This is a genomic window from Sphingomicrobium sediminis (assembly GCF_023805295.1).
GTDB lineage: Bacteria > Pseudomonadota > Alphaproteobacteria > Sphingomonadales > Sphingomonadaceae > Sphingomicrobium > Sphingomicrobium sediminis.
In genome coordinates, this window is the sequence record NZ_JAMSHT010000001.1 from 2,073,244 (window position 1) to 2,090,026 (window position 16,783).

A 16,783-nucleotide genomic window follows, 5' to 3' on the forward strand; every position below is an offset into this window, starting at 1 on the left:
CGATGAGTCCAAGACCACAAAAATACCTTGTCGCAAGAGGTGTTTAGGCTAGGCTGCCGCCCATGTTGATTCTCAGTCTTGCCGCCGCATTGTCGCTCGCCTCGCAGGAAGTGCCTGCAGAGCCCTCCGAAGCCGAGGAAAGTGTTGACCAAGCCCTGCCGCCCGGCTGGCGCCCGGCGCCGGCGGGGCTGATGATCGGGGGTCCAAACGGTGAGCCGATGCGGGTCGTGGCCGTTGGGCTGGCGATCGAGCCGCAGGCGGAAGAGGCCGAGGCTGCGGAGGATTTGGTTCGGGTCACGCTGACCACCGGCATGGGCGACATCGTGCTCGATCTCGACCGTGGCAATGCGCCGGTCACGACGGCGGCCTTCCTCGATTATCTCGAGCGCGGCTGGCTGGTCGATGCGGCTTTCTATCGGGCGATGCCCTATGGCGATGCCGGGATCGCGCAATTCGGCGTGCGGCGCACCGATCACCTGCTCGATCCGATCGCGCATGAATCGACCGACGATACGGGCATCCTGCACGAGCGCGGGACTATCTCGCTGATCGCGCCGGCGCCGGGTGAGGGCCGCGCCGACTGGTTCATCTCACTGGTCGATATCCCGGGCTTCGATGCGAGCGAGAGCTTTCACGGCTTCTCGCCCTTCGGCCGCGTGGTCGAGGGCATGGATGTGGTCGAGGCGATCTTCGGCGCACCGCTCGATCCCGAAGCGGGCGAGGGCGTGATGAAGGGCCAGATGCTGGCCGATCCCGTGCTGATCACCGCCGCCGAGATGGCGGGCGACGACTAACTGCCGAAATTGAAGAAGATGCCGACCGCCAGCTCTGCCCACAGGTAGAGGATGAAGATGGCGATGATGGCATAATAAGGCAGACGCTTGCCGGTCGTGTCGACGCGCCGCCCGACAAGGTCGAACAGGCCGACCGCCAAAAGAATGATCGCCGCCCCGACGATGAAGTCGAGCGGCGACCAATTCACCTCTCCGCTCACGCTGGTGCCGATCAATGGAATGAGCAGCAGCGACAGGCCCCAAAGATAGGGCGTCAGGCGCGAGCGCGGTGTTGCGGGAGCAATGTTATCCATTGCCCCCTTTTACACCTCGATTAGAGGAAATTCACGTAAATTGCGTGGAGCACGCCCGGGATGAAGAAGAGCAGCGTCAGCACCAGGTTCACGAGGAAGGTGCCGCCAATACCCTTGTTCAGCGCGACGCCGAGCGGCGGCAGCAGGACGGAAGCGATAAGTACGATAAGATTACCCATGAAAAATTCCTTTCATGGCCAATAACTTGTTCGCCTAATGCGCCGTTCCGGTCGGCATGGCCCTGCAACGACGAGCGCGCCGAAAAGCACGGCAAACCGCGATTTACTTGATTTTGTCACGCAAGTGATATATAACCGTCACATTATGGCAACTTCAGTGCAACATACGCTTCGCGCCTTCGACGACGATATCTCGAACCTGCGCGGTCAGATCGAAACCATGGGCCGTCTCGCGATCAAGGCGGTCGAGCAGGCTGTGGAAGCGCTGTCGACCGGCGATGTTGCGATCGCCAAGCGTGTGATCGAGGACGACAAGAAGATCGACTTGCTCGAGCAGGATATCGACCAGCTGGCGATCCGCACGATCGCGCTGCGCGCGCCGATGGCCGACGACCTGCGCGATATTATCGCAGCGCTGAAGATCGCCTCGGTAATCGAGCGGATCGGCGACTATGCCAAGAACGTCTCGAAGCGCGTCAAGCGCATGGGCGACAGCGCCGACCGGAGCCAGGTCGACGACCTCGTAGCGATGGGCAAGGATGCCGCCGCGCTCGCCGGCGCTGCGGTGAAGGCTTATCTCGATCGTGATGAAAAGCTCGCGCTGACGATCGACAGCCGCGACGATGCGATCGACAAGGCCTATTCCAAGATCGTCAAACGTACGCTCAAGATGACCTCGGACAGCGAAGGCGCTGCCGACGACATTGCCCACGCGCTTTTCATCGCCAAATATTTTGAGCGGATTGGCGACCATGCCACCAACGTGGCGGAGACGGTCTATTATGCGGCGACGGGCGAGATGTTCCCTGAGGATCCCGCCCGCACCGACGACCTGGACGAATAGCCGCCGCATCGCGCGACGGCTATTCGCAATTTCAGTTTAGAATTCGACCTGCGCGCGGGTGCCGAACACGTCCACACCGTAGTCGCGATCGTCCCCGGCCGCGGGGATGGCTGCATTCTCGATCTGCAGGCGCTGATACTGGACGATGAAGCGGATGTAATCCATCGGCGTCCAGATGAGCGAGGCACCATAGGCGTCCTGGCTGCCACCGATCAGAGTGCCGTCGGTGAGATCGATATGATCGTAGCGCAGGTTGGCCTGCAGCGCGCCGAAGCCGCCTTCGCCAACCGGGCTGACCGGCTTCACGCGATCGAACTTGCCGCCCTTGTAACCTCGGCTGTCGCCCGGCGTCAGGAAATAGCCTACCTCGGCAAACCCGCCGAAGAAGCTGGCATCTTCGAAACCGTCGCGCGAGGCATCGAGCCAATGCGTTTCGCCGGCGACGTGGAGCGGGCCGCGAATGGCGGCGAACTCGAGCCCGTAGCTCAGCTGCTCGTCGGAATCGAAGCTCCCGGTATTGATGAAGCGCGTGTCGGTCGTCGCGATATTCGGACGCTGGCGATAGCGCACGCCGAGATCGTCATCGTCGCGATCGAGCCAGTGGATCGAGCCACCGAAATGAAGCTGCGTGTCGCCGACCTTGGGCAGGTACACGACGCGGGCATCCATGCCGTAATCGTCGGCATCATCGTCACCCAGATCGTCGAGATCGGCGGTGAAGAAACCGCCCCACAGCTTGACGTCCCCAGCGGAATATTCGGCCGAAAGGCCGACGCGGCGCGAGAAGCCGAAGGCATCGGTGAAGGCAGCGCGCTCGATAAAGCTGATATGGTTGCTCGAGGTCATTTCCTCGAGGCCCCAGAACGCATTGTGCTGGCCGATGGTGACGCCGAGCGGGCCATCTTCGTAGGTGATGATGGCGTCGGTCATGGCGACGTCGTTATCGGCAAAATCGACTTCGAACTTGTAGCCGAAGCCACCCGGCATATCGCCCGAGACGCCCAGGCGTGCGCGGCGCAGCGTGGTGCCCCAGCCGAGGCCCTCATCATCGATGCCGTTGGGCGACGAGACGTTGGCGACGTCATATTGGAGACGGCCACGCGGCTTGAAAGTGAAGCCACCGGCCTTGGTTTCCGGGGTCGGCTTCATGGCGATTGCGGGCGCCGCCGCAACGGCCGCATTGGCGGCCTCGGCCTCGGCCTTGGCTTCGGCGATGCTGGACATCAGCTCGCTCTCGCGTGCAGCCATTTCCGCTTCGTAGACGACTTCGGCGGACTGCGCTTCGGCAAGCTGCTGGCGAAGGTCGGTGACCTCGGCCTGGAGTGCATCGAGCTGCGCCTGCATGCGCGCGAGATCCTCGGCGCTGACTTCCTGTGCGAAGGCGGGCTGGGCCGCGAGCGCAAGGCAAAGCGCGGCCGAGCCGAGAAGAGTATTACGAATCATGATGACGGTCCCCTGACCCCTAATTGACGATTAGGTGTCCCTTTGGCGACGAACGTCTAACAATTGAGGCAATCGCGTTTCTGTTCGATGACACAGGGTGAAGAGTTGACCGGCAATTTCAAACGGATCGCTGCGGCCTATTCCATCCAACCCAACTGGCGCAGCGAGTGGACGTCGTTCCACACCTTGTTGACGTGGCTGATCCGGTCGCCGTCGAAATCCATGACGAACACATAGTCGCCGGCAAAGCTCTTGCCGGTCGGCGCATGGTCGCCTTCCCCGCCAGTATGGGTGCCATGATAGACGGCGGCTGCCGCGGCGCATTGACGGTCCTTGTCGACGCCGAAAAATTTGAGATCGTAATGCGCGTCCGGCATGAGCGGCATCATGCCCTTCATCCAGTCGGCATAGGCTTCGACCGTCTTGATCTCGTCGAGTGCATCGGCCTGCGCGCTGAAGCTCGCATTGCTCTTGCAATAGGGTCTGCAGGCATCCCAGCCCTGGCCTGTCTCGCACGCATCGAAAAACTTCCGCGCCGTATCGTACATGCTCATATCAGCTCTCCTTGTTCGCATTGGACGCTGACAGGCCCCCCGGGGCGACATGCAGGATAGAGCGGTGTTCGGGCTTGCGGAAGGGGCGAAAGTCGAGGGGCCACCTGAACCGACACCAAAAGAAAAGGCCGCTCCCGGAGGAACGGCCTTTCCTTGTTCTCGGTGCTGCGGGGACTAGTCGACCCGGGGCAGCGTTTCGAACTGGTGATAAGGCGGCGGGCTCGACAGGCTCCACTCGAGCGTCGTCGCACCTTCGCCCCACTCATTGTCGGGGGCCTTCGGACCCTTGGCCAGGCTCCAGAAGACATTGACGAAGAAGATCACCATCGAGGCGGCCATGATCATGTAGCCGATCGACGAAATCTCGTTCCAGTACGCAAAGGCATCCGGATAGTCAGGATAGCGACGCGGCATGCCGTCGAGGCCGAGGAAGTGCTGCGGGAAGAAGATGACGTTGACGCCAACGAACATCACGAAGAAGTGCAGCTTGCCCAGGAACTCGTTGTAGCGCTTCCCGAACATTTTCCCGAACCAGTAGTAGAAGCCCGCGAACAGCGCGAACACCGCACCGAGGCTCAGCACGTAGTGGAAGTGCGCGACCACATAATAGGTGTCGTGCATGTAGTTATCCACGCCGCCATTGGCGAGCACGACGCCGGTGACGCCGCCCACGGTGAAGAGGAAGATGAAGCCCAGCGCCCACAGCATCGGGGTCTGGAAGCTGATCGAGCCGCCCCACATGGTGGCGATCCACGAGAAGATCTTCACGCCGGTCGGGACCGCGATGATCATCGTCGCGGCGGTGAAGTACATCTTGGTGTTCACGCTCATGCCGATGGTGAACATGTGGTGCGCCCAGACGACGAAGCCAACGACGCCGATCGCGACCATGGCGTAGGCCATGCCGAGATAGCCGAAGACGGGCTTGCGGCTGAAGGTGGCGACGATCTGGCTGACGATGCCAAAGGCCGGCAGGATCATGATGTACACTTCGGGGTGACCGAAGAACCAGAACAGGTGCTGGTACAGGATCGGGTCGCCGCCGCCGGCAGCATCGAAGAAGGCCGTGCCGAAGTTACGGTCGGTCAGCAGCATGGTGATCGCGCCGGCCAGAACCGGAAGCGCGAGCAGCAGCAGGAAGGCGGTGACCAGCACCGACCACACGAACAGCGGCATTTTGTGCAGGGTCATGCCCGGCGCACGCATGTTGAAGATGGTGGTGATGAAGTTGATCGCGCCAAGGATCGAGGCAGCACCGGCAAGGTGCAGCGAGAAGATGGCGAAATCGACCGCCGGACCAGCCGAACCGCTGGTCGACAGCGGGGCATAGACGGTCCAGCCCGTACCCGCGCCCGGTCCGATGCCGCCCGGCACGAAAGCCGAGGCGAGCAGCATGATGAAGGCGGCCACGGTGAGCCAGAAGGAAATGTTGTTCATGCGCGGGAAGGCCATGTCCGGCGCCCCGATCATGATCGGCACGAACCAGTTGCCGAAGCCCCCGATAAGGGCCGGCATGACCATGAAGAAGACCATGATGAGGCCGTGCGCGGTGATCAGCACGTTCCAGTGATGGAGCGCCTGGTCGAAGCTTGCTTCGGCACCCGCACCCATCGGCCATGCGCCGGTTAGATACTGGATGCCCGGCTCGGCCAGTTCGAGGCGCATGAAGCCCGAAATCGCGCCGCCGATGATGCCCGCGATGATCGCGAAGATCAGGTAGAGCGTGCCGATATCCTTGTGGTTGGTCGACATGAACCAGCGGGCGAAGAAGCCCGGCTTGTGGTCCGCGTCGTGCGCATGGGTGTCGTGACCCTCCTCGCGGGGAGCGTCGAACGGCAGCGTGTCGGCGTGGGTGGTAGCCATGTTTCTTCTATCCCTTACGCAGTCGTGTCGGCGGCATCGTCGGCCGCTTCGTCATTGTCGTTGGCGGCGTCGGCAGCCTCTTCGGCAGCGGCCGCAGCAGCGATGTCCTCGGGCATGGCGCCGCCCTTGGAGGCGACCCAGGCTTCGAATTCCTCGTCGCTCACCACTTCGATGGCGATCGGCATGTAGGCGTGACGCGCACCGCAAAGCTCCGAGCATTGGCCGAAATAGAGGCCCGGCTCGTCGACCTTGACCCAGGTCTCGTTGAGGCGGCCGGGGACCGCGTCCATCTTGAGCCAGAAGGCGGGCATCGCGAAGCTGTGGATGACGCCGCCCGGATCGGCAGTGATGATCAGCTTGACGACCTTGCCGGCGGGAATGACGACGCGTTCGTCGACCGCGAGCAGGGCCGGGCCGTCGGCATCGGTGCGCGGACGGCTGCTAGTGTTGCGATCGGGATCGTCTTCCTCGCGCAGCATGTAGCTCGAGAACTTGATCTCGCCATGGTCGGGATATTCGTAATCCCAGTGCCACTGCTGGCCGGTCACCTTGATGACGACGTCGGCCGGCGGCTGGTCATACTGGGCGCGGATGAGGCCGATCGACGGCACCGCGATCACCAGCAGGATGAGCACCGGGACGAGGGTCCAGATGACCTCGATCGCGGTATTGTGGGTGGTGCGGCTTGGCTCCGGGTTGGCGGCGCGCCGGAAACGCACCATCGCGTAGATCATCAGGATAAGCACGAAGATGCTGATCGCGGTGATGATCGGCAGGAGCATGTTGTCGTGGAAGCCCTGCGCCTGCTGGCCGACTTCGGTGACCTGCGTCTGGATGCCGCGCGCCGCATCGCTGGGACCGTAATAGCCTTCGGTCGCATCGAGACCGACCCAGTCGGGGATTTCGGCCGCAGCTTCGTCGGCGGTCGTACCGTCGAGATCGGGCTGCACGGCGACGAGTTCGCCGATCGGCGTGTCGACCGCAGCCATCGCTGCGTTGGGCAGGAGGGTGATGGCCAGAAGGGCCAGGAGCCAGCGTTTCAAGATCATGCTTTTCCCACGTTACTGAAGGTCGGGCCGCGCGCGCGACCCATCAGAATTGGGGCCTCTATAGAGAGGTGAGGCCGCATGCTCAAGCGCTGCATAAAGTCTGTATTCGGATCGCTGGACGCCCTCCATGCGAGCGCTTAAGTGGAAGGCAGCCCGAGACCGGAGAACGATGTGACCGAAGACGAGATTTTGGCAGAATTCCGTAGCGCAAATGCGTTGCTGGAGGGACATTTCATCCTCTCCTCGGGCAAGCGCAGCGCGGCCTATCTGCAATGCGCGCGCGTGCTGATGGACCCGGCGCGGGCGAGCCGGCTGGCAGAGGCATTGGCCGATAAATTGCCGGAATCACTGCGCGAATCCATCGATTGCGTGGTCTCGCCCGCTATGGGCGGCGTCATCATCGGACATGAAATGGGCCGTGCGCTCGGCAAGGATGCAATGTTCCTCGAGCGCCCCGACGGTGTCTTCTACCTGCGCCGCGGCTTCACGCTCGACAAGGGTGCCAAGGTGCTCATGGTCGAGGATGTCGTCACCACCGGCCTGTCGAGCCGCGAGGCCATCGCTGCCGTCGGCGAAGAAGGCGGCGAGGTTGTTGCCGAGGTCGCGCTGGTCAATCGTGGCGGGGGCAGCGATCTGGGCGTGCCCTTCTTCTCGCTGATCGACCTCGATATTCCGACTTACGATCCCGACGGCCTGCCGCCAGAACTGGCGGCGATCCCTGCAGTGAAGCCCGGCAGTCGCGCGTGAAACGACTGCTGCTCATCCCGGTCGCGATCGCGCTGGGCGGCTGTCCGCCAACCGAAAAACATATTCGCGGCGGGGCCGCCGCACCGCCGAGCATCGTCTACTCGACCGCTGTCGGCCAAGCGCTCGACGAGGGCAACTTCATCGGCGCGTTCGCCTGGTCGGGGCTGGATGGCGACTGGCCCGAGCTCACCAACAATAATGCACCGTGGCCATGGGCGTCTGTCACCAAGCAGATCGTCGCGACCTTGGTGATGCAGCAAGTCGATGCCGGCCGGATGGCGCTCGATGCGCCCGCTTATGCCTATTTGCCCGAGATTGGCGAGGGGTCGCCGACGGTCCGCCAATTGCTTCAGCACCAATCGGGCCTGCGCAATCCCGACGAGAGCGATCCGGATGCGGAGGGCCTGCCGTCTTTTTATACAGATGGACCGACCGGGCTCGACTGGTGCCTTGCCGAGCGTGGCCCGGTGCCGAGCGAGGGCTGGTCCTACAATAATTGCGATTACATCGTCTTGGGCGCGATGCTCGAACGGCTGACTGGCAAGACTCTCGCCGATCTCATGCAGCGCGACATCTTCGAACCTGCCGGCATCAAATATACCGACTTTGCCGACGTCGAATCCGATTGGGGCATTTTCGGTGCCGAGGAAGAGATGCTCGCCCGGGTCGCACGCTATGGCGCCTCGGCCGGCCTGGTTGGCCAACCGCGCGAGATGGTCAAGTTCGACCGCGCTCTGATGGACGGCCTGTTGCTCAGCGAGGAAGCCCGCGCCGAAATGTGGGCGGGCGATCCCGCGCTCGGCTACATGGGGCTCGGCCAATGGTCCTTCCCCGCACCGCTTGCGGGCTGCGAAGAACCGGTGCAGCTGGTCGAACGCCGCGGCGGGATCGGGCCCTATCAGATCCGCAACTTCATCGCGCCCGACCGCGGGGCGGCGCTTGCATTGCTGACCTATCAGCCCGATTTCGAGTTTGGAGAGATCTGGACCGGCGAGGGTTTTTCCTTCGACGTGCTGTCGGCTGCTTTATGTGGGGAGGGTGATGCCCAATAATTTGCGCCTCGGGGTCAATATCGACCATGTCGCGACCGTGCGGAATGCGCGCGGCGGGGATCATCCCGATCCGGTCCGCGCCGCCGAGATCGTCGCATCGGTCGGTGGCGACGGGATCACCGCGCACCTGCGCGAGGACCGCCGCCATATCCGCGACGAGGATCTGAAGCGCATCCAGGATGCGACCGACCTGCCGCTCAATCTCGAAATGGCGGCTACCGACGAGATGCTCGCCATCGCGCTCAGGCATCAGCCGCACGCCGCCTGCATCGTCCCCGAAAAGCGCGAGGAGCGCACGACCGAGGGCGGGCTGGACGCGGCAGGCCAGCACAATCATCTCGCCCGCTATGTCGGCGCGCTGCAGGATGCGGGCATCCGTGTCAGCCTGTTCATCGAGGCGAGTGAGCGCCAACTGGACGCCGCCAACCGCCTCGGCGCGCCGGTGGTCGAATTCCATACCGGCGAATATGCGCACGCCTTCTTCGATGGCGACAGCGAGCGGATCGCATCGGAGCTGAAGCGGGTCACCGACATGGCCGCGCTGGCTGCCAAGAACGGCATCGAACCCCATGCCGGGCACGGTCTCACCTACGAAAATGTCCAGCCGATCGCCGCCATCCCGCAATTGGCCGAGCTTAATATCGGCCATTATTTGATCGGCGAAGCCATCTTCCACGGCCTCGCGCCCGCCGTGCTCAAGATGCGCGAACTGATGGACGAGGCGCGCGGATGACCTTCGTGCGCATTCTTTCGACCATCGGCATAATGATGGGGATGGCCTGGGTCGGGCTCTTCTTCATGGCGACCTCGATCGGCGCCAAGGCACCGACGTCGGAAGAATATCTCGCCATCATGTGGCCGGGTCTGGTCGCAATCGCCGCTGGTTTCGTCGCGCAATGGTTCGCATCCTCACGGCCGAACATTGCGATTGCTTTCGGGTGGGTGTCTGCCCTCGTTGCACCGCTTGGCTTCAAGGTAGTGATATGATCGTCGGCCTCGGATCGGACCTCTGCAATATCGAGCGCATCCAGAATTCGCTCGACCGTTATGGCGAGCGGTTCCTGCAGCGCGTTTTCACCGAGATCGAGCAGGCCAAGGCCAAGCGCCGTCCCTATACGATCGCCGGCACGCTGGCGAAGCGCTTCGCGGCCAAGGAGGCTTTCTCCAAGGCGGTCGGTACCGGCTTCAAGCGCGGCGTCTATATGAAGGATATCGGCACGGTGAATGCGCCCTCGGGTGCGCCGACGCTGGAATTGACGGGTGGAGCGAAGGCGCAGCTCGACAGTTTGACGCCTGCAGGGCATCAGATGCGCATTCATCTCACCCTCACCGACGACCACCCATGGGCGCAGGCCTACGTCATCCTCGAGGCCATACCGACCGAGTAATCACAAGTGACCGACCAGACCCCGACCGAAGCCGAAGCCGCCCGCGCCGCCCTGCCGCAGCGCACCCCTGCCACCCGCATCCGCGATGCGCTGCGCGCCGTCTGGCGCGAGGTGAAAGGGCTGTTCTGGGTGCTGCTCGCCGTGCTCGGCTTCCACAGCTTCATCGCCAAACCTTTCTACATTCCGTCGGAATCGATGATGCCCGTCCTCCTGAAGGGCGACCGGCTGGTGGTCAGCAAATTCCCCTATGGCTGGAGCCATGTCAGCCCGACCATTCCCAATCCGGCGGCACTGTTCCGCATGATCGTACTGGGCGGACCCGCCGAACCGTGGAGCATCGTCCTGCCGCCGATGGAAGGCCGACTGTTCGGGTCGATGCCCGAATATGGCGATATCGTCATCCTCACCCCGCCGGGTCGGTCGGACGATTATATCAAGCGCGTCGTCGGCCTGCCGGGCGACGAGATCGAGCTGGTCGGCGGCCGCCTCTTCATCAATGGCGATCGCGTGCCCAGCGTCGGGCGCCCGCCCGTGCTCATCCCGATCGACGCCAACACGCCCTGCATGCCGGGCGAGGGCAGCCTCGTCACCAGCAATGAAGGCCAGCAGTATTGCAGCCTGCCGATCGTGCGCGAGACGCTGCCCAACGGGGTCAGCTACGACACGATCGATGCGCGGCCCAACATGCCCAATGACGATTATGGGCCAATCGTCGTGCCCGAAGGTCATGTCTTCGTAATGGGCGACAATCGCGACCGTTCCTCGGACAGCCGCGTCGATATCGAGGCCGGCGGCCTTGGCGGCACCGTGCCGGTCGAACGGATCGGCGGACGCGCCGAATTCATCAGCTTCTCGCTCGACGGCACGACCGGTCTCAATCCGGCGACATGGTTCACCAGCTTGCGCGACGGGCGTAGCTGGTCCAGCCTGCGCGGCAGCACGGGCGCGGAAACGAGCCCGCAACAGGGGGAAGAGTAAGAGATGTCCAGCCAGCCGGAAGAGCAGACCGCAGGGCCGACCGAGATCAGTGATCCGCGGCTCCGCTTCGAACTGAAGCGCGCGATCGTCTGGCTGGGGCTGGCTCTCCTCATCGTCGGCGTCATCACGCTGGCCGCGCCCCTGCTTCTTATCATTGCGGGGATGGTGTTTGCGGTCCTGCTCGATGGCGGCGTGCGCCTGCTTGGTCGCATCCTCCCTATCGCGCGCGGCTGGCGACTCGCCATTGTCGTGCTGAGCTTCTTCGCTTTCCTGGGCTGGGTCGGCTGGTATGCCGGCACCAGCTTCTTCAGCCAGTTCGCCCAGCTGCGCGACGTGGTTGTCGGACAGGCCGAGCGACTTTTCGCCATGGCCGACGATATGGGCCTCGTCTCCGGCCTTTCGGTCGACAGTGTCAGCGGGCAGGTGGTGAGCTCGGTCGGACGCGTCACCTCGATCCTCGGCACCGCCATCGGCGCGGTGACCGCCTCGATCCTGATCATCGTCATCGGCATCTTCATCGCTGCCGAGCCGCGCCTCTACGACCGCGGCGTTGCCTGGATGTTGCCCAAGCGCAGCCGTCCGACCTTCTATGAAATCAGCGACCATATGGGCTGGGCCGTGCGCCGCCTGTTGGCCGGCCGCCTGCTCGGCATGGTGATCGAGGGGATCTTCACCTACGTCATGCTGACCTTGGTCGCGCAGATGATCGGACTCGACAGCTTCCCGCTCGCGGCCTTGCTCGCCCTGCTTACCGGCCTGCTCGCCTTCATTCCCAATATCGGCGCCATCGTGTCCGGCCTGCTGATGGTCGCGGTCGGGTTCAGCCAGGGGCAGAGCGAGGGCTTCTACGCTATTTTCGTCTATCTCTTCGTCCAGAATTTCGACGGCTATGTCGTCATCCCGATGATCGCCAAGAAGACGGTCGACCTCGCCCCGGCGCTGGTGCTGGCCGCGCAGATCATCTTCGGGACGTTGTTCGGCATCCTTGGCCTGCTGCTCGCCGATCCGATCATCGCCGCGATCAAGGCGGCGCTGGAGGAATATTCGCGTCAGCGCGACAAGGGCGAATTGAACGAGGCCGCGGCCGAGCCCGCGCCAGAATAGAAAAGGCCGGGCGCCGTATCGGCGGCCCGGCCTCTCATGGAGCTGTTCTTGTTCAGCGGGCCTACTGGCCCGCTTCGTCCTGCGGCATCGGCGGCATAGGCGGAGCCATCTGCTGCTGCTGCATCCGGATCATCGGCGCGAGGTCGCGGCCGATTTCCAGGATCTTGATGCGGAAGACGAGATCCGAATTGGGCGGAATGACCGGCGGACGGCCATCGGCGCCATAAGCGATGTCGGCAGGGATGGTGATGCGATATTCACCGCCCGCGCGCATCTTGAGGAGCCCTTCGTCGAAGCCCGGGATGTGACCCTCGGGGATCATCGGCACCGGATTGTCGATCGTGCTGTCGAAGACTTCGCCGGTCGAGGCCAGGCTGCCCTCATATTCGAGCAGGGCGGCATCGTTGGCGGTTAGCGGATCGCCGTCGCCTTCCTCGATCACGCGGATGTTGAGCCCGCTCTCGGTGGTTTCGCCACGCACCGGTGCGGTCGACAGCGCGGCAAGCGCAACGCCGACGGCGATGAGTGCGAGGATAGCGAGCCAGAACTTGGCGACCGAACCCTTGGCGATCGGGCGCAACGGAACCTGGGTTGCCGACATCGGCGGATCCTCTCGGGACTAGAGAAAGAAAAGGCCCCGCCGGGGCGGAGCCTTGTCTTGCGGGTCAGCCTTAGCGGCCGCCCTCGCGTTCCATGCGCTTACGCTCGAGCTTGCGAGCGCGGCGGACAGCGGCAGCCTTTTCACGGGCACGCTTTTCCGACGGCTTCTCGTAGTGGCGACGCAGCTTCATTTCGCGATAGACGCCCTCACGCTGCAGCTTCTTCTTGAGCGCGCGCAGCGCCTGGTCGACATTATTGTCGCGAACGATAATCTGCATAAAAAACACCAGCTCCTTTTCGCGCGGCAGTGCAACATTCGCCGCGAATCACAGTCATGAAAATTGGGCCGCAGACCCCAATAAGGCCGCGGAGAAGGGGCGCCACTAGCAGCAAGCCGCCGATAATTCAACCTTCTAGCGCCCAATCATTTCTTGCTGCATCGCGCAAAAAATTGCCCGCATTATCGGTGAACCGTTTCGGGACCGCGCTGAACCGAATCTGGCGCTCATCCATGCTTAAGGCCTTTATGTATATAACTTTTCTCTCACAGGGAGGGGATGAACAAGATGCAAACCGGTCGTCGTGACCTTTTGAAAGCTGGAATGGCAGGGTTCGGGAGCTTGATGCTGCCGGCTGCCGCGCATGCTGCCGCGACCGATCCGAAGAGCATCACCCCCAATAGCCGCAGCGACGTGCGCTTCCGCCCCTATGCCGGCGGCGACGCGGTCGATCCCGCACTGGTGGCGCGGGCCCGCGAGGCGCTCGATCGCCATTCGAGCCGCATCGCCAATCGCGATCGTATCGGCATCGTCGATTATTCGAAGCGGTCGAACCTCAAGCGCTTTCACGTCCTCGACATGAATTCGGGCCAGACCACCAGCCACCTGGTGAGCCATGGCCGCGGTTCGGACCGCAACCATAACGGCTATCTCGACAATTTCTCGAACCGGGTCGGCAGCCTTGCCAGCTCGTCGGGCGCCTATGTCACGGCCAACCGCTATACCGGTAAGTATGGCCCCTCGATGCGCCTGCACGGTCTCGACTGGAGCAACTCCAACGCCTTCCAGCGTGCCATCGTCATGCACCCGGCCTGGTATGCCGAGGCGGACATGGTCGCCAAGCATGGCAAGCTGGGTCGTTCCGAAGGCTGCTTCGCCTTCGGCAAGCGCGATCATTGGACGGTGATGAACCTGCTTGGCGATGGCCGCCTGATCTACGCCGACAAGCTGGCCTAGGCCCGCACCAACCCCACAAGAAAAAGGGCGATGCCATCGGCACCGCCCTTTCTTTTTGTCCGATGTCGGCCTGCCTTAGAAGGCTTCGGCCATTTCCTCGCCAAGCTCTTCGCCGGCGGGCGACAGGTCGATGGCGGGCGCGTCGTCGAGCGCGGCGATTACCTGGGCATCGCGGCTGTAGACGTCATTATAGTGGATGATCGAGCCATCGCCCTTCGCGGCAACCGAGAAGTATACGATGTAGACGGGCAGCGGATTGACGAATTGCGCGCCAGTATTCTTACCCGAATTGACGACGTCGATCGTCTTCTGGCCCGACCAATCGCCGCCATCTTCTTCAAGCAGCATCGTCGCCAGGCCGAGAATATTCTCGGTGCGGATGCAGCCATGCGAATAAGCGCGACTATTGTCGCTGAACAGGCCGCGGGCATTGGTGTCATGCAGGTAGATGGCATGCTCGTTATACATGACGAACTTGACCATCCCGAGCGAGTTGTTCGGACCCGGCGGCTGGCGATAACGGAATTCGCCATTGCCCAGCGGGATCTTCTCGTACCCGGCCTTGCCGCGAACTTCGGGTTCGATCGACTTGGGCACGTTCCAATAGGGATTGAAGATGACGCCGGTGGCTTCGGCCATCAGCTGCGGGGTCGGCGTGTCGACTGCGCCCGCAACGCCGCGATGGCGCGAGACGGTGCGGCCATCTTCGACAAGCGCGACCGTGTAGGCCGGCACGTTGACGATGATGTAGCGGTCGCCAAGGTCGCGCGGCAGCCAGCGCCAGCGGTCGAGGTTGGAGCGGATGTCGGCAATCGCCTCGGCATCGGCTTCCTCGCCCTTGGCCAGTTCGGTCGCCAGCGCATTTTGCAGCGCGGCATATTGCGGGTGAGTGGGGGCGAGGCCCTCGAGCAGCGCCCTCAAATCCTCACCGCCGAGGAAGCGGTCGAGCAGGGCGCGCTGCTGGTGCCCGTTCATGTCGGTATCGACGATATACCAGTCGACACGGTCCTCGCCGCGAACATGGCCGAGCGCGATGTCGCCGGACAATTTGTTGAACCGTTCGGTGGCGGCGGCGGACAGCGCCTCGCCTTCACCGGCTTCGATCAGCGCGCGAAGACCCGCAGCGTCATAATCGGCAGGGTCGAGACCGTGCGCATAGATATTGTCGATCGCGGCGGCGAGCATCTCGGCCTGGTCGGCGTTCCATTCGGCCGGCGCATAGGCATAGGGACGGAATTTGACCGTGCTCTCCTGCGCGTCCTGCGCTTCGGCTTCGACTTCTGCAGCCGCTTCGGCGACTTCGCTTGCGGCCTCTTCGACCGGCTGTGCGTCCTGCATGGCGAAGGCAGCCGAGGCCGGAATCAGGAAGCTCGCGGCAGCAAGCTTCATCAGGGCAACATTCTTGATCACGATTGGTCCTTTATCCCCAGTTACGCGCATGCCGGGGCACACGCTTCCGTCAGCAACCCCTTTAGCTTTGCAAAACCATATAGAAGCTGAATGGGTTTCGCTACAAAATCAGGGAGCTAGGCGCGACCATCCGGCATTTTTTTGCGGCGATTGTGGCTGCGGGGTCGCGCTCGCCTGCTTTGCTACGCTGGCGAAATGTCTTATGTTCATGAAGATGCGCGTCTCGTGCGAGGTCGCGCGAACAGGGACGGAGTGACGAAGTAATGGTCAAAGCGCGGATCGCGCCGGTCGATCCCGCCCATGAGCGGCGGCGTGCCAAGCGGCACGATATCGACCTCGACGCACAGGTGCGCGAAATGGGTGCGGAAGGGCATGAGGCCCGTTTGCTCAACATTTCCGATCATGGCTTCATGGCCGAAGTAACCGAGGGCGATTATGAGGTCGGTGCCCGTATCTGGTTGCTGCTGCCCGACGGCAATCGCGCCAGCGCGCTCATCAAATGGACCAGCGGCGTGAATCTGGGTGCCGAATTTGCCGAACCCGTGGACGCCAAGTCGATCGCTCTCGACTAGTCGTCGAGCGCCTCTTCGACGCTCGGCAGGATGCCCGTCACGATCCGCTTGATCCCCGCAAAGGTCGGATGGATGCCGTCGCGCTGCATCATCCCCGGTTCGGCCGCGACGCCTTCGAGGAAGAAGGGATAAAGCGCGACGCCATATTCGCTCGCAAGCTCGGGATAGATGGCATCGAAGGTGGCGACATATTCGGGATCGTAATTGGGCGCGGCGCGCATCCCGGCAAGCAGGACAGTGGCACCTTCGGCTTCGAACCGTTCGATCAGCGCCGAAAGATTTGTCCGCACGATCGCCGGATCGATGCCGCGCAGCATGTCGTTGCCGCCAAGCTCGAGGATGACGAGGTCGGGCGAGCGCGGCAGGTTTTCCAGCGTCCAGTCGACGCGGTCCAGCCCGCCGCTGGTCGTGTCGCCCGATACGCCGGCATCGACAACGCTTGCGGCAAGCCCTTCGCGGCGCAGTGCATCTTCGAGCTGGGGCGCAAAGCCGAGGCCCGCATCGAGCCCGTAGCCAGCAGTCAGGCTGTCGCCGAAGGCCAGCACGAGCGCGCCTTCATCTCCCTCCGTCGAAGGCTGGGCCGAGCCGGTCGAAAGCGGCAGGAACAGGATCAATATGGCGAATAGAAAGCGGGTCATGACCTTTTGTCTGGCTAGCGCCTTTGCTAGCGCGCTGCAA

Annotated in this window: 21 protein-coding genes; 11 read left to right on the forward strand and 10 right to left on the reverse strand. The window is 62.9% G+C overall.

The genetic code is table 11. The annotated features are described in order from the left end of the window. Positions 1-62 precede the first annotated feature (62 nt). Positions 63-794 (forward strand): peptidylprolyl isomerase, encoded by a 732-nt coding sequence (locus NDO55_RS10705; RefSeq protein ID WP_252115075.1) that lies wholly within the window; start codon positions 63-65, stop codon positions 792-794. Here NDO55_RS10705 and NDO55_RS10710 read toward each other — a convergent pair. Next, positions 791-1,087 carry a hypothetical protein gene (locus NDO55_RS10710; RefSeq protein ID WP_252115077.1) on the reverse strand — a complete coding sequence of 99 codons (297 nt, stop codon included), beginning with the start codon at positions 1,085-1,087 and terminating at the stop codon, positions 791-793. The genes NDO55_RS10705 and NDO55_RS10710 overlap by 4 nt on opposite strands. A 20-nt stretch (positions 1,088-1,107) precedes the next feature. Continuing rightward, the gene (locus tag NDO55_RS10715) at positions 1,108-1,266 is read right to left on the reverse strand and encodes a YqaE/Pmp3 family membrane protein (protein ID WP_252115079.1); all 159 of its coding nucleotides are present in this window, start codon (positions 1,264-1,266) and stop codon (positions 1,108-1,110) included. Positions 1,267-1,423: 157 nt separating this feature from the next. Between NDO55_RS10715 and phoU the strand changes: the two genes are divergently transcribed. After that, positions 1,424-2,110 carry a phosphate signaling complex protein PhoU gene (phoU, locus tag NDO55_RS10720; protein WP_252115081.1) on the forward strand — a complete coding sequence of 229 codons (687 nt, stop codon included), beginning with the start codon at positions 1,424-1,426 and terminating at the stop codon, positions 2,108-2,110. A 36-nt stretch (positions 2,111-2,146) separates the two neighbouring features. On the opposite strand, the gene NDO55_RS10725 is transcribed toward phoU, so the two are convergent. The 4 genes from NDO55_RS10725 to coxB all read right to left on the reverse strand — a co-directional run bounded on the left by NDO55_RS10725 (position 2,147) and on the right by coxB (position 7,019). Further along, a complete protein-coding gene (locus NDO55_RS10725; RefSeq protein ID WP_252115083.1) occupies positions 2,147-3,553 on the reverse strand; it encodes a porin in 1,407 nt (468 codons plus the stop codon). A gap of 137 nt (positions 3,554-3,690) precedes the next feature. Further along, the gene (locus NDO55_RS10730) at positions 3,691-4,107 is read right to left on the reverse strand and encodes an ester cyclase (RefSeq protein ID WP_252115085.1); all 417 of its coding nucleotides are present in this window, start codon (positions 4,105-4,107) and stop codon (positions 3,691-3,693) included. A gap of 174 nt (positions 4,108-4,281) precedes the next feature. Further along, positions 4,282-5,970: a cytochrome c oxidase subunit I gene (gene ctaD, locus NDO55_RS10735; RefSeq protein ID WP_252115086.1), complete on the reverse strand. Its 1,689-nt coding sequence runs from the start codon at positions 5,968-5,970 to the stop codon at positions 4,282-4,284. A gap of 14 nt (positions 5,971-5,984) precedes the next feature. Further along, positions 5,985-7,019, reverse strand: coding sequence for a cytochrome c oxidase subunit II (coxB, locus tag NDO55_RS10740; protein ID WP_252115087.1), 1,035 nt, complete (start codon positions 7,017-7,019; stop codon positions 5,985-5,987). A 171-nt stretch (positions 7,020-7,190) separates the two neighbouring features. Here coxB and pyrE point away from each other — a divergent pair, with 171 nt between their 5' ends. From pyrE to NDO55_RS10775, 7 genes are read left to right on the forward strand one after another with little or no spacing between them, the layout of a single operon-like run. Then, complete coding sequence (pyrE, locus tag NDO55_RS10745; protein ID WP_252115088.1) at positions 7,191-7,766, forward strand: orotate phosphoribosyltransferase; 576 nt, start codon at positions 7,191-7,193, stop codon at positions 7,764-7,766. Beyond that, on the forward strand, positions 7,763-8,818 hold the full coding sequence (locus tag NDO55_RS10750; RefSeq protein ID WP_252115089.1) for a serine hydrolase domain-containing protein: 1,056 nt from the start codon (positions 7,763-7,765) through the stop codon (positions 8,816-8,818). The genes pyrE and NDO55_RS10750 overlap by 4 nt, the downstream gene beginning before the upstream one ends. Continuing rightward, entirely contained in the window at positions 8,808-9,551 is a 744-nt protein-coding gene (locus NDO55_RS10755) for a pyridoxine 5'-phosphate synthase (RefSeq protein ID WP_252115091.1), read from the forward strand. Before NDO55_RS10750 ends, NDO55_RS10755 begins: the two co-directional genes overlap by 11 nt. Continuing rightward, complete coding sequence (locus NDO55_RS10760) at positions 9,548-9,805, forward strand: hypothetical protein (RefSeq protein ID WP_252115092.1); 258 nt, start codon at positions 9,548-9,550, stop codon at positions 9,803-9,805. Before NDO55_RS10755 ends, NDO55_RS10760 begins: the two co-directional genes overlap by 4 nt. Continuing rightward, complete coding sequence (gene acpS / locus NDO55_RS10765) at positions 9,802-10,206, forward strand: holo-ACP synthase (RefSeq protein WP_252115093.1); 405 nt, start codon at positions 9,802-9,804, stop codon at positions 10,204-10,206. Before NDO55_RS10760 ends, acpS begins: the two co-directional genes overlap by 4 nt. A gap of 6 nt (positions 10,207-10,212) precedes the next feature. Next, on the forward strand, positions 10,213-11,184 hold the full coding sequence (gene lepB, locus NDO55_RS10770; protein ID WP_252115094.1) for a signal peptidase I: 972 nt from the start codon (positions 10,213-10,215) through the stop codon (positions 11,182-11,184). A 3-nt stretch (positions 11,185-11,187) separates the two neighbouring features. Then, the gene (locus NDO55_RS10775) at positions 11,188-12,288 is read left to right on the forward strand and encodes an AI-2E family transporter (RefSeq protein WP_252115095.1); all 1,101 of its coding nucleotides are present in this window, start codon (positions 11,188-11,190) and stop codon (positions 12,286-12,288) included. Between the two features lie 61 nt (positions 12,289-12,349). Here the strand turns inward: NDO55_RS10775 and NDO55_RS10780 are convergent, their stop codons facing one another. Beyond that, complete coding sequence (locus NDO55_RS10780; protein ID WP_252115096.1) at positions 12,350-12,889, reverse strand: FKBP-type peptidyl-prolyl cis-trans isomerase; 540 nt, start codon at positions 12,887-12,889, stop codon at positions 12,350-12,352. Between the two features lie 70 nt (positions 12,890-12,959). Then, positions 12,960-13,166, reverse strand: a complete 207-nt coding sequence (gene rpsU / locus NDO55_RS10785; RefSeq protein WP_245112460.1) for a 30S ribosomal protein S21 — start codon at positions 13,164-13,166, stop codon at positions 12,960-12,962. Between the two features lie 324 nt (positions 13,167-13,490). Here rpsU and NDO55_RS10790 point away from each other — a divergent pair, with 324 nt between their 5' ends. Beyond that, positions 13,491-14,123 carry a murein L,D-transpeptidase catalytic domain family protein gene (locus NDO55_RS10790; RefSeq protein ID WP_252115097.1) on the forward strand — a complete coding sequence of 211 codons (633 nt, stop codon included), beginning with the start codon at positions 13,491-13,493 and terminating at the stop codon, positions 14,121-14,123. Between the two features lie 75 nt (positions 14,124-14,198). Here the strand turns inward: NDO55_RS10790 and NDO55_RS10795 are convergent, their stop codons facing one another. Then, positions 14,199-15,533: a L,D-transpeptidase family protein gene (locus NDO55_RS10795; protein ID WP_252115098.1), complete on the reverse strand. Its 1,335-nt coding sequence runs from the start codon at positions 15,531-15,533 to the stop codon at positions 14,199-14,201. 263 nt (positions 15,534-15,796) lie between these two features. On the opposite strand from NDO55_RS10795, the gene NDO55_RS10800 reads away from it, so the two are divergent. After that, positions 15,797-16,105 (forward strand): PilZ domain-containing protein, encoded by a 309-nt coding sequence (locus tag NDO55_RS10800; protein ID WP_252115099.1) that lies wholly within the window; start codon positions 15,797-15,799, stop codon positions 16,103-16,105. On the opposite strand, the gene NDO55_RS10805 is transcribed toward NDO55_RS10800, so the two are convergent. Then, on the reverse strand, positions 16,102-16,743 hold the full coding sequence (locus NDO55_RS10805; RefSeq protein ID WP_252115100.1) for an arylesterase: 642 nt from the start codon (positions 16,741-16,743) through the stop codon (positions 16,102-16,104). The genes NDO55_RS10800 and NDO55_RS10805 overlap by 4 nt on opposite strands. Positions 16,744-16,783 lie beyond the last annotated feature (40 nt).

What these genes read in the sequence shown, in the direction of transcription:
- ctaD (WP_252115086.1), bottom strand. Translation starts at nt 5,970, where the DNA reads ATGGCTACCACCCACGCCGACACGCTGCCGTTCGACGCTCCCCGCGAG.
- NDO55_RS10755 (WP_252115091.1), top strand. Translation starts at nt 8,808, where the DNA reads ATGCCCAATAATTTGCGCCTCGGGGTCAATATCGACCATGTCGCGACC.
- NDO55_RS10790 (WP_252115097.1), top strand. Translation starts at nt 13,491, where the DNA reads ATGGCAGGGTTCGGGAGCTTGATGCTGCCGGCTGCCGCGCATGCTGCC.
- coxB (WP_252115087.1), bottom strand. Translation starts at nt 7,019, where the DNA reads ATGATCTTGAAACGCTGGCTCCTGGCCCTTCTGGCCATCACCCTCCTG.
- NDO55_RS10710 (WP_252115077.1), bottom strand. Translation starts at nt 1,087, where the DNA reads ATGGATAACATTGCTCCCGCAACACCGCGCTCGCGCCTGACGCCCTAT.
- NDO55_RS10805 (WP_252115100.1), bottom strand. Translation starts at nt 16,743, where the DNA reads ATGACCCGCTTTCTATTCGCCATATTGATCCTGTTCCTGCCGCTTTCG.
- NDO55_RS10705 (WP_252115075.1), top strand. Translation starts at nt 63, where the DNA reads ATGTTGATTCTCAGTCTTGCCGCCGCATTGTCGCTCGCCTCGCAGGAA.
- NDO55_RS10730 (WP_252115085.1), bottom strand. Translation starts at nt 4,107, where the DNA reads ATGAGCATGTACGATACGGCGCGGAAGTTTTTCGATGCGTGCGAGACA.
- NDO55_RS10780 (WP_252115096.1), bottom strand. Translation starts at nt 12,889, where the DNA reads ATGTCGGCAACCCAGGTTCCGTTGCGCCCGATCGCCAAGGGTTCGGTC.
- NDO55_RS10800 (WP_252115099.1), top strand. Translation starts at nt 15,797, where the DNA reads ATGGTCAAAGCGCGGATCGCGCCGGTCGATCCCGCCCATGAGCGGCGG.
- NDO55_RS10715 (WP_252115079.1), bottom strand. Translation starts at nt 1,266, where the DNA reads ATGGGTAATCTTATCGTACTTATCGCTTCCGTCCTGCTGCCGCCGCTC.
- NDO55_RS10725 (WP_252115083.1), bottom strand. Translation starts at nt 3,553, where the DNA reads ATGATTCGTAATACTCTTCTCGGCTCGGCCGCGCTTTGCCTTGCGCTC.
- NDO55_RS10775 (WP_252115095.1), top strand. Translation starts at nt 11,188, where the DNA reads ATGTCCAGCCAGCCGGAAGAGCAGACCGCAGGGCCGACCGAGATCAGT.
- NDO55_RS10760 (WP_252115092.1), top strand. Translation starts at nt 9,548, where the DNA reads ATGACCTTCGTGCGCATTCTTTCGACCATCGGCATAATGATGGGGATG.
- rpsU (WP_245112460.1), bottom strand. Translation starts at nt 13,166, where the DNA reads ATGCAGATTATCGTTCGCGACAATAATGTCGACCAGGCGCTGCGCGCG.
- acpS (WP_252115093.1), top strand. Translation starts at nt 9,802, where the DNA reads ATGATCGTCGGCCTCGGATCGGACCTCTGCAATATCGAGCGCATCCAG.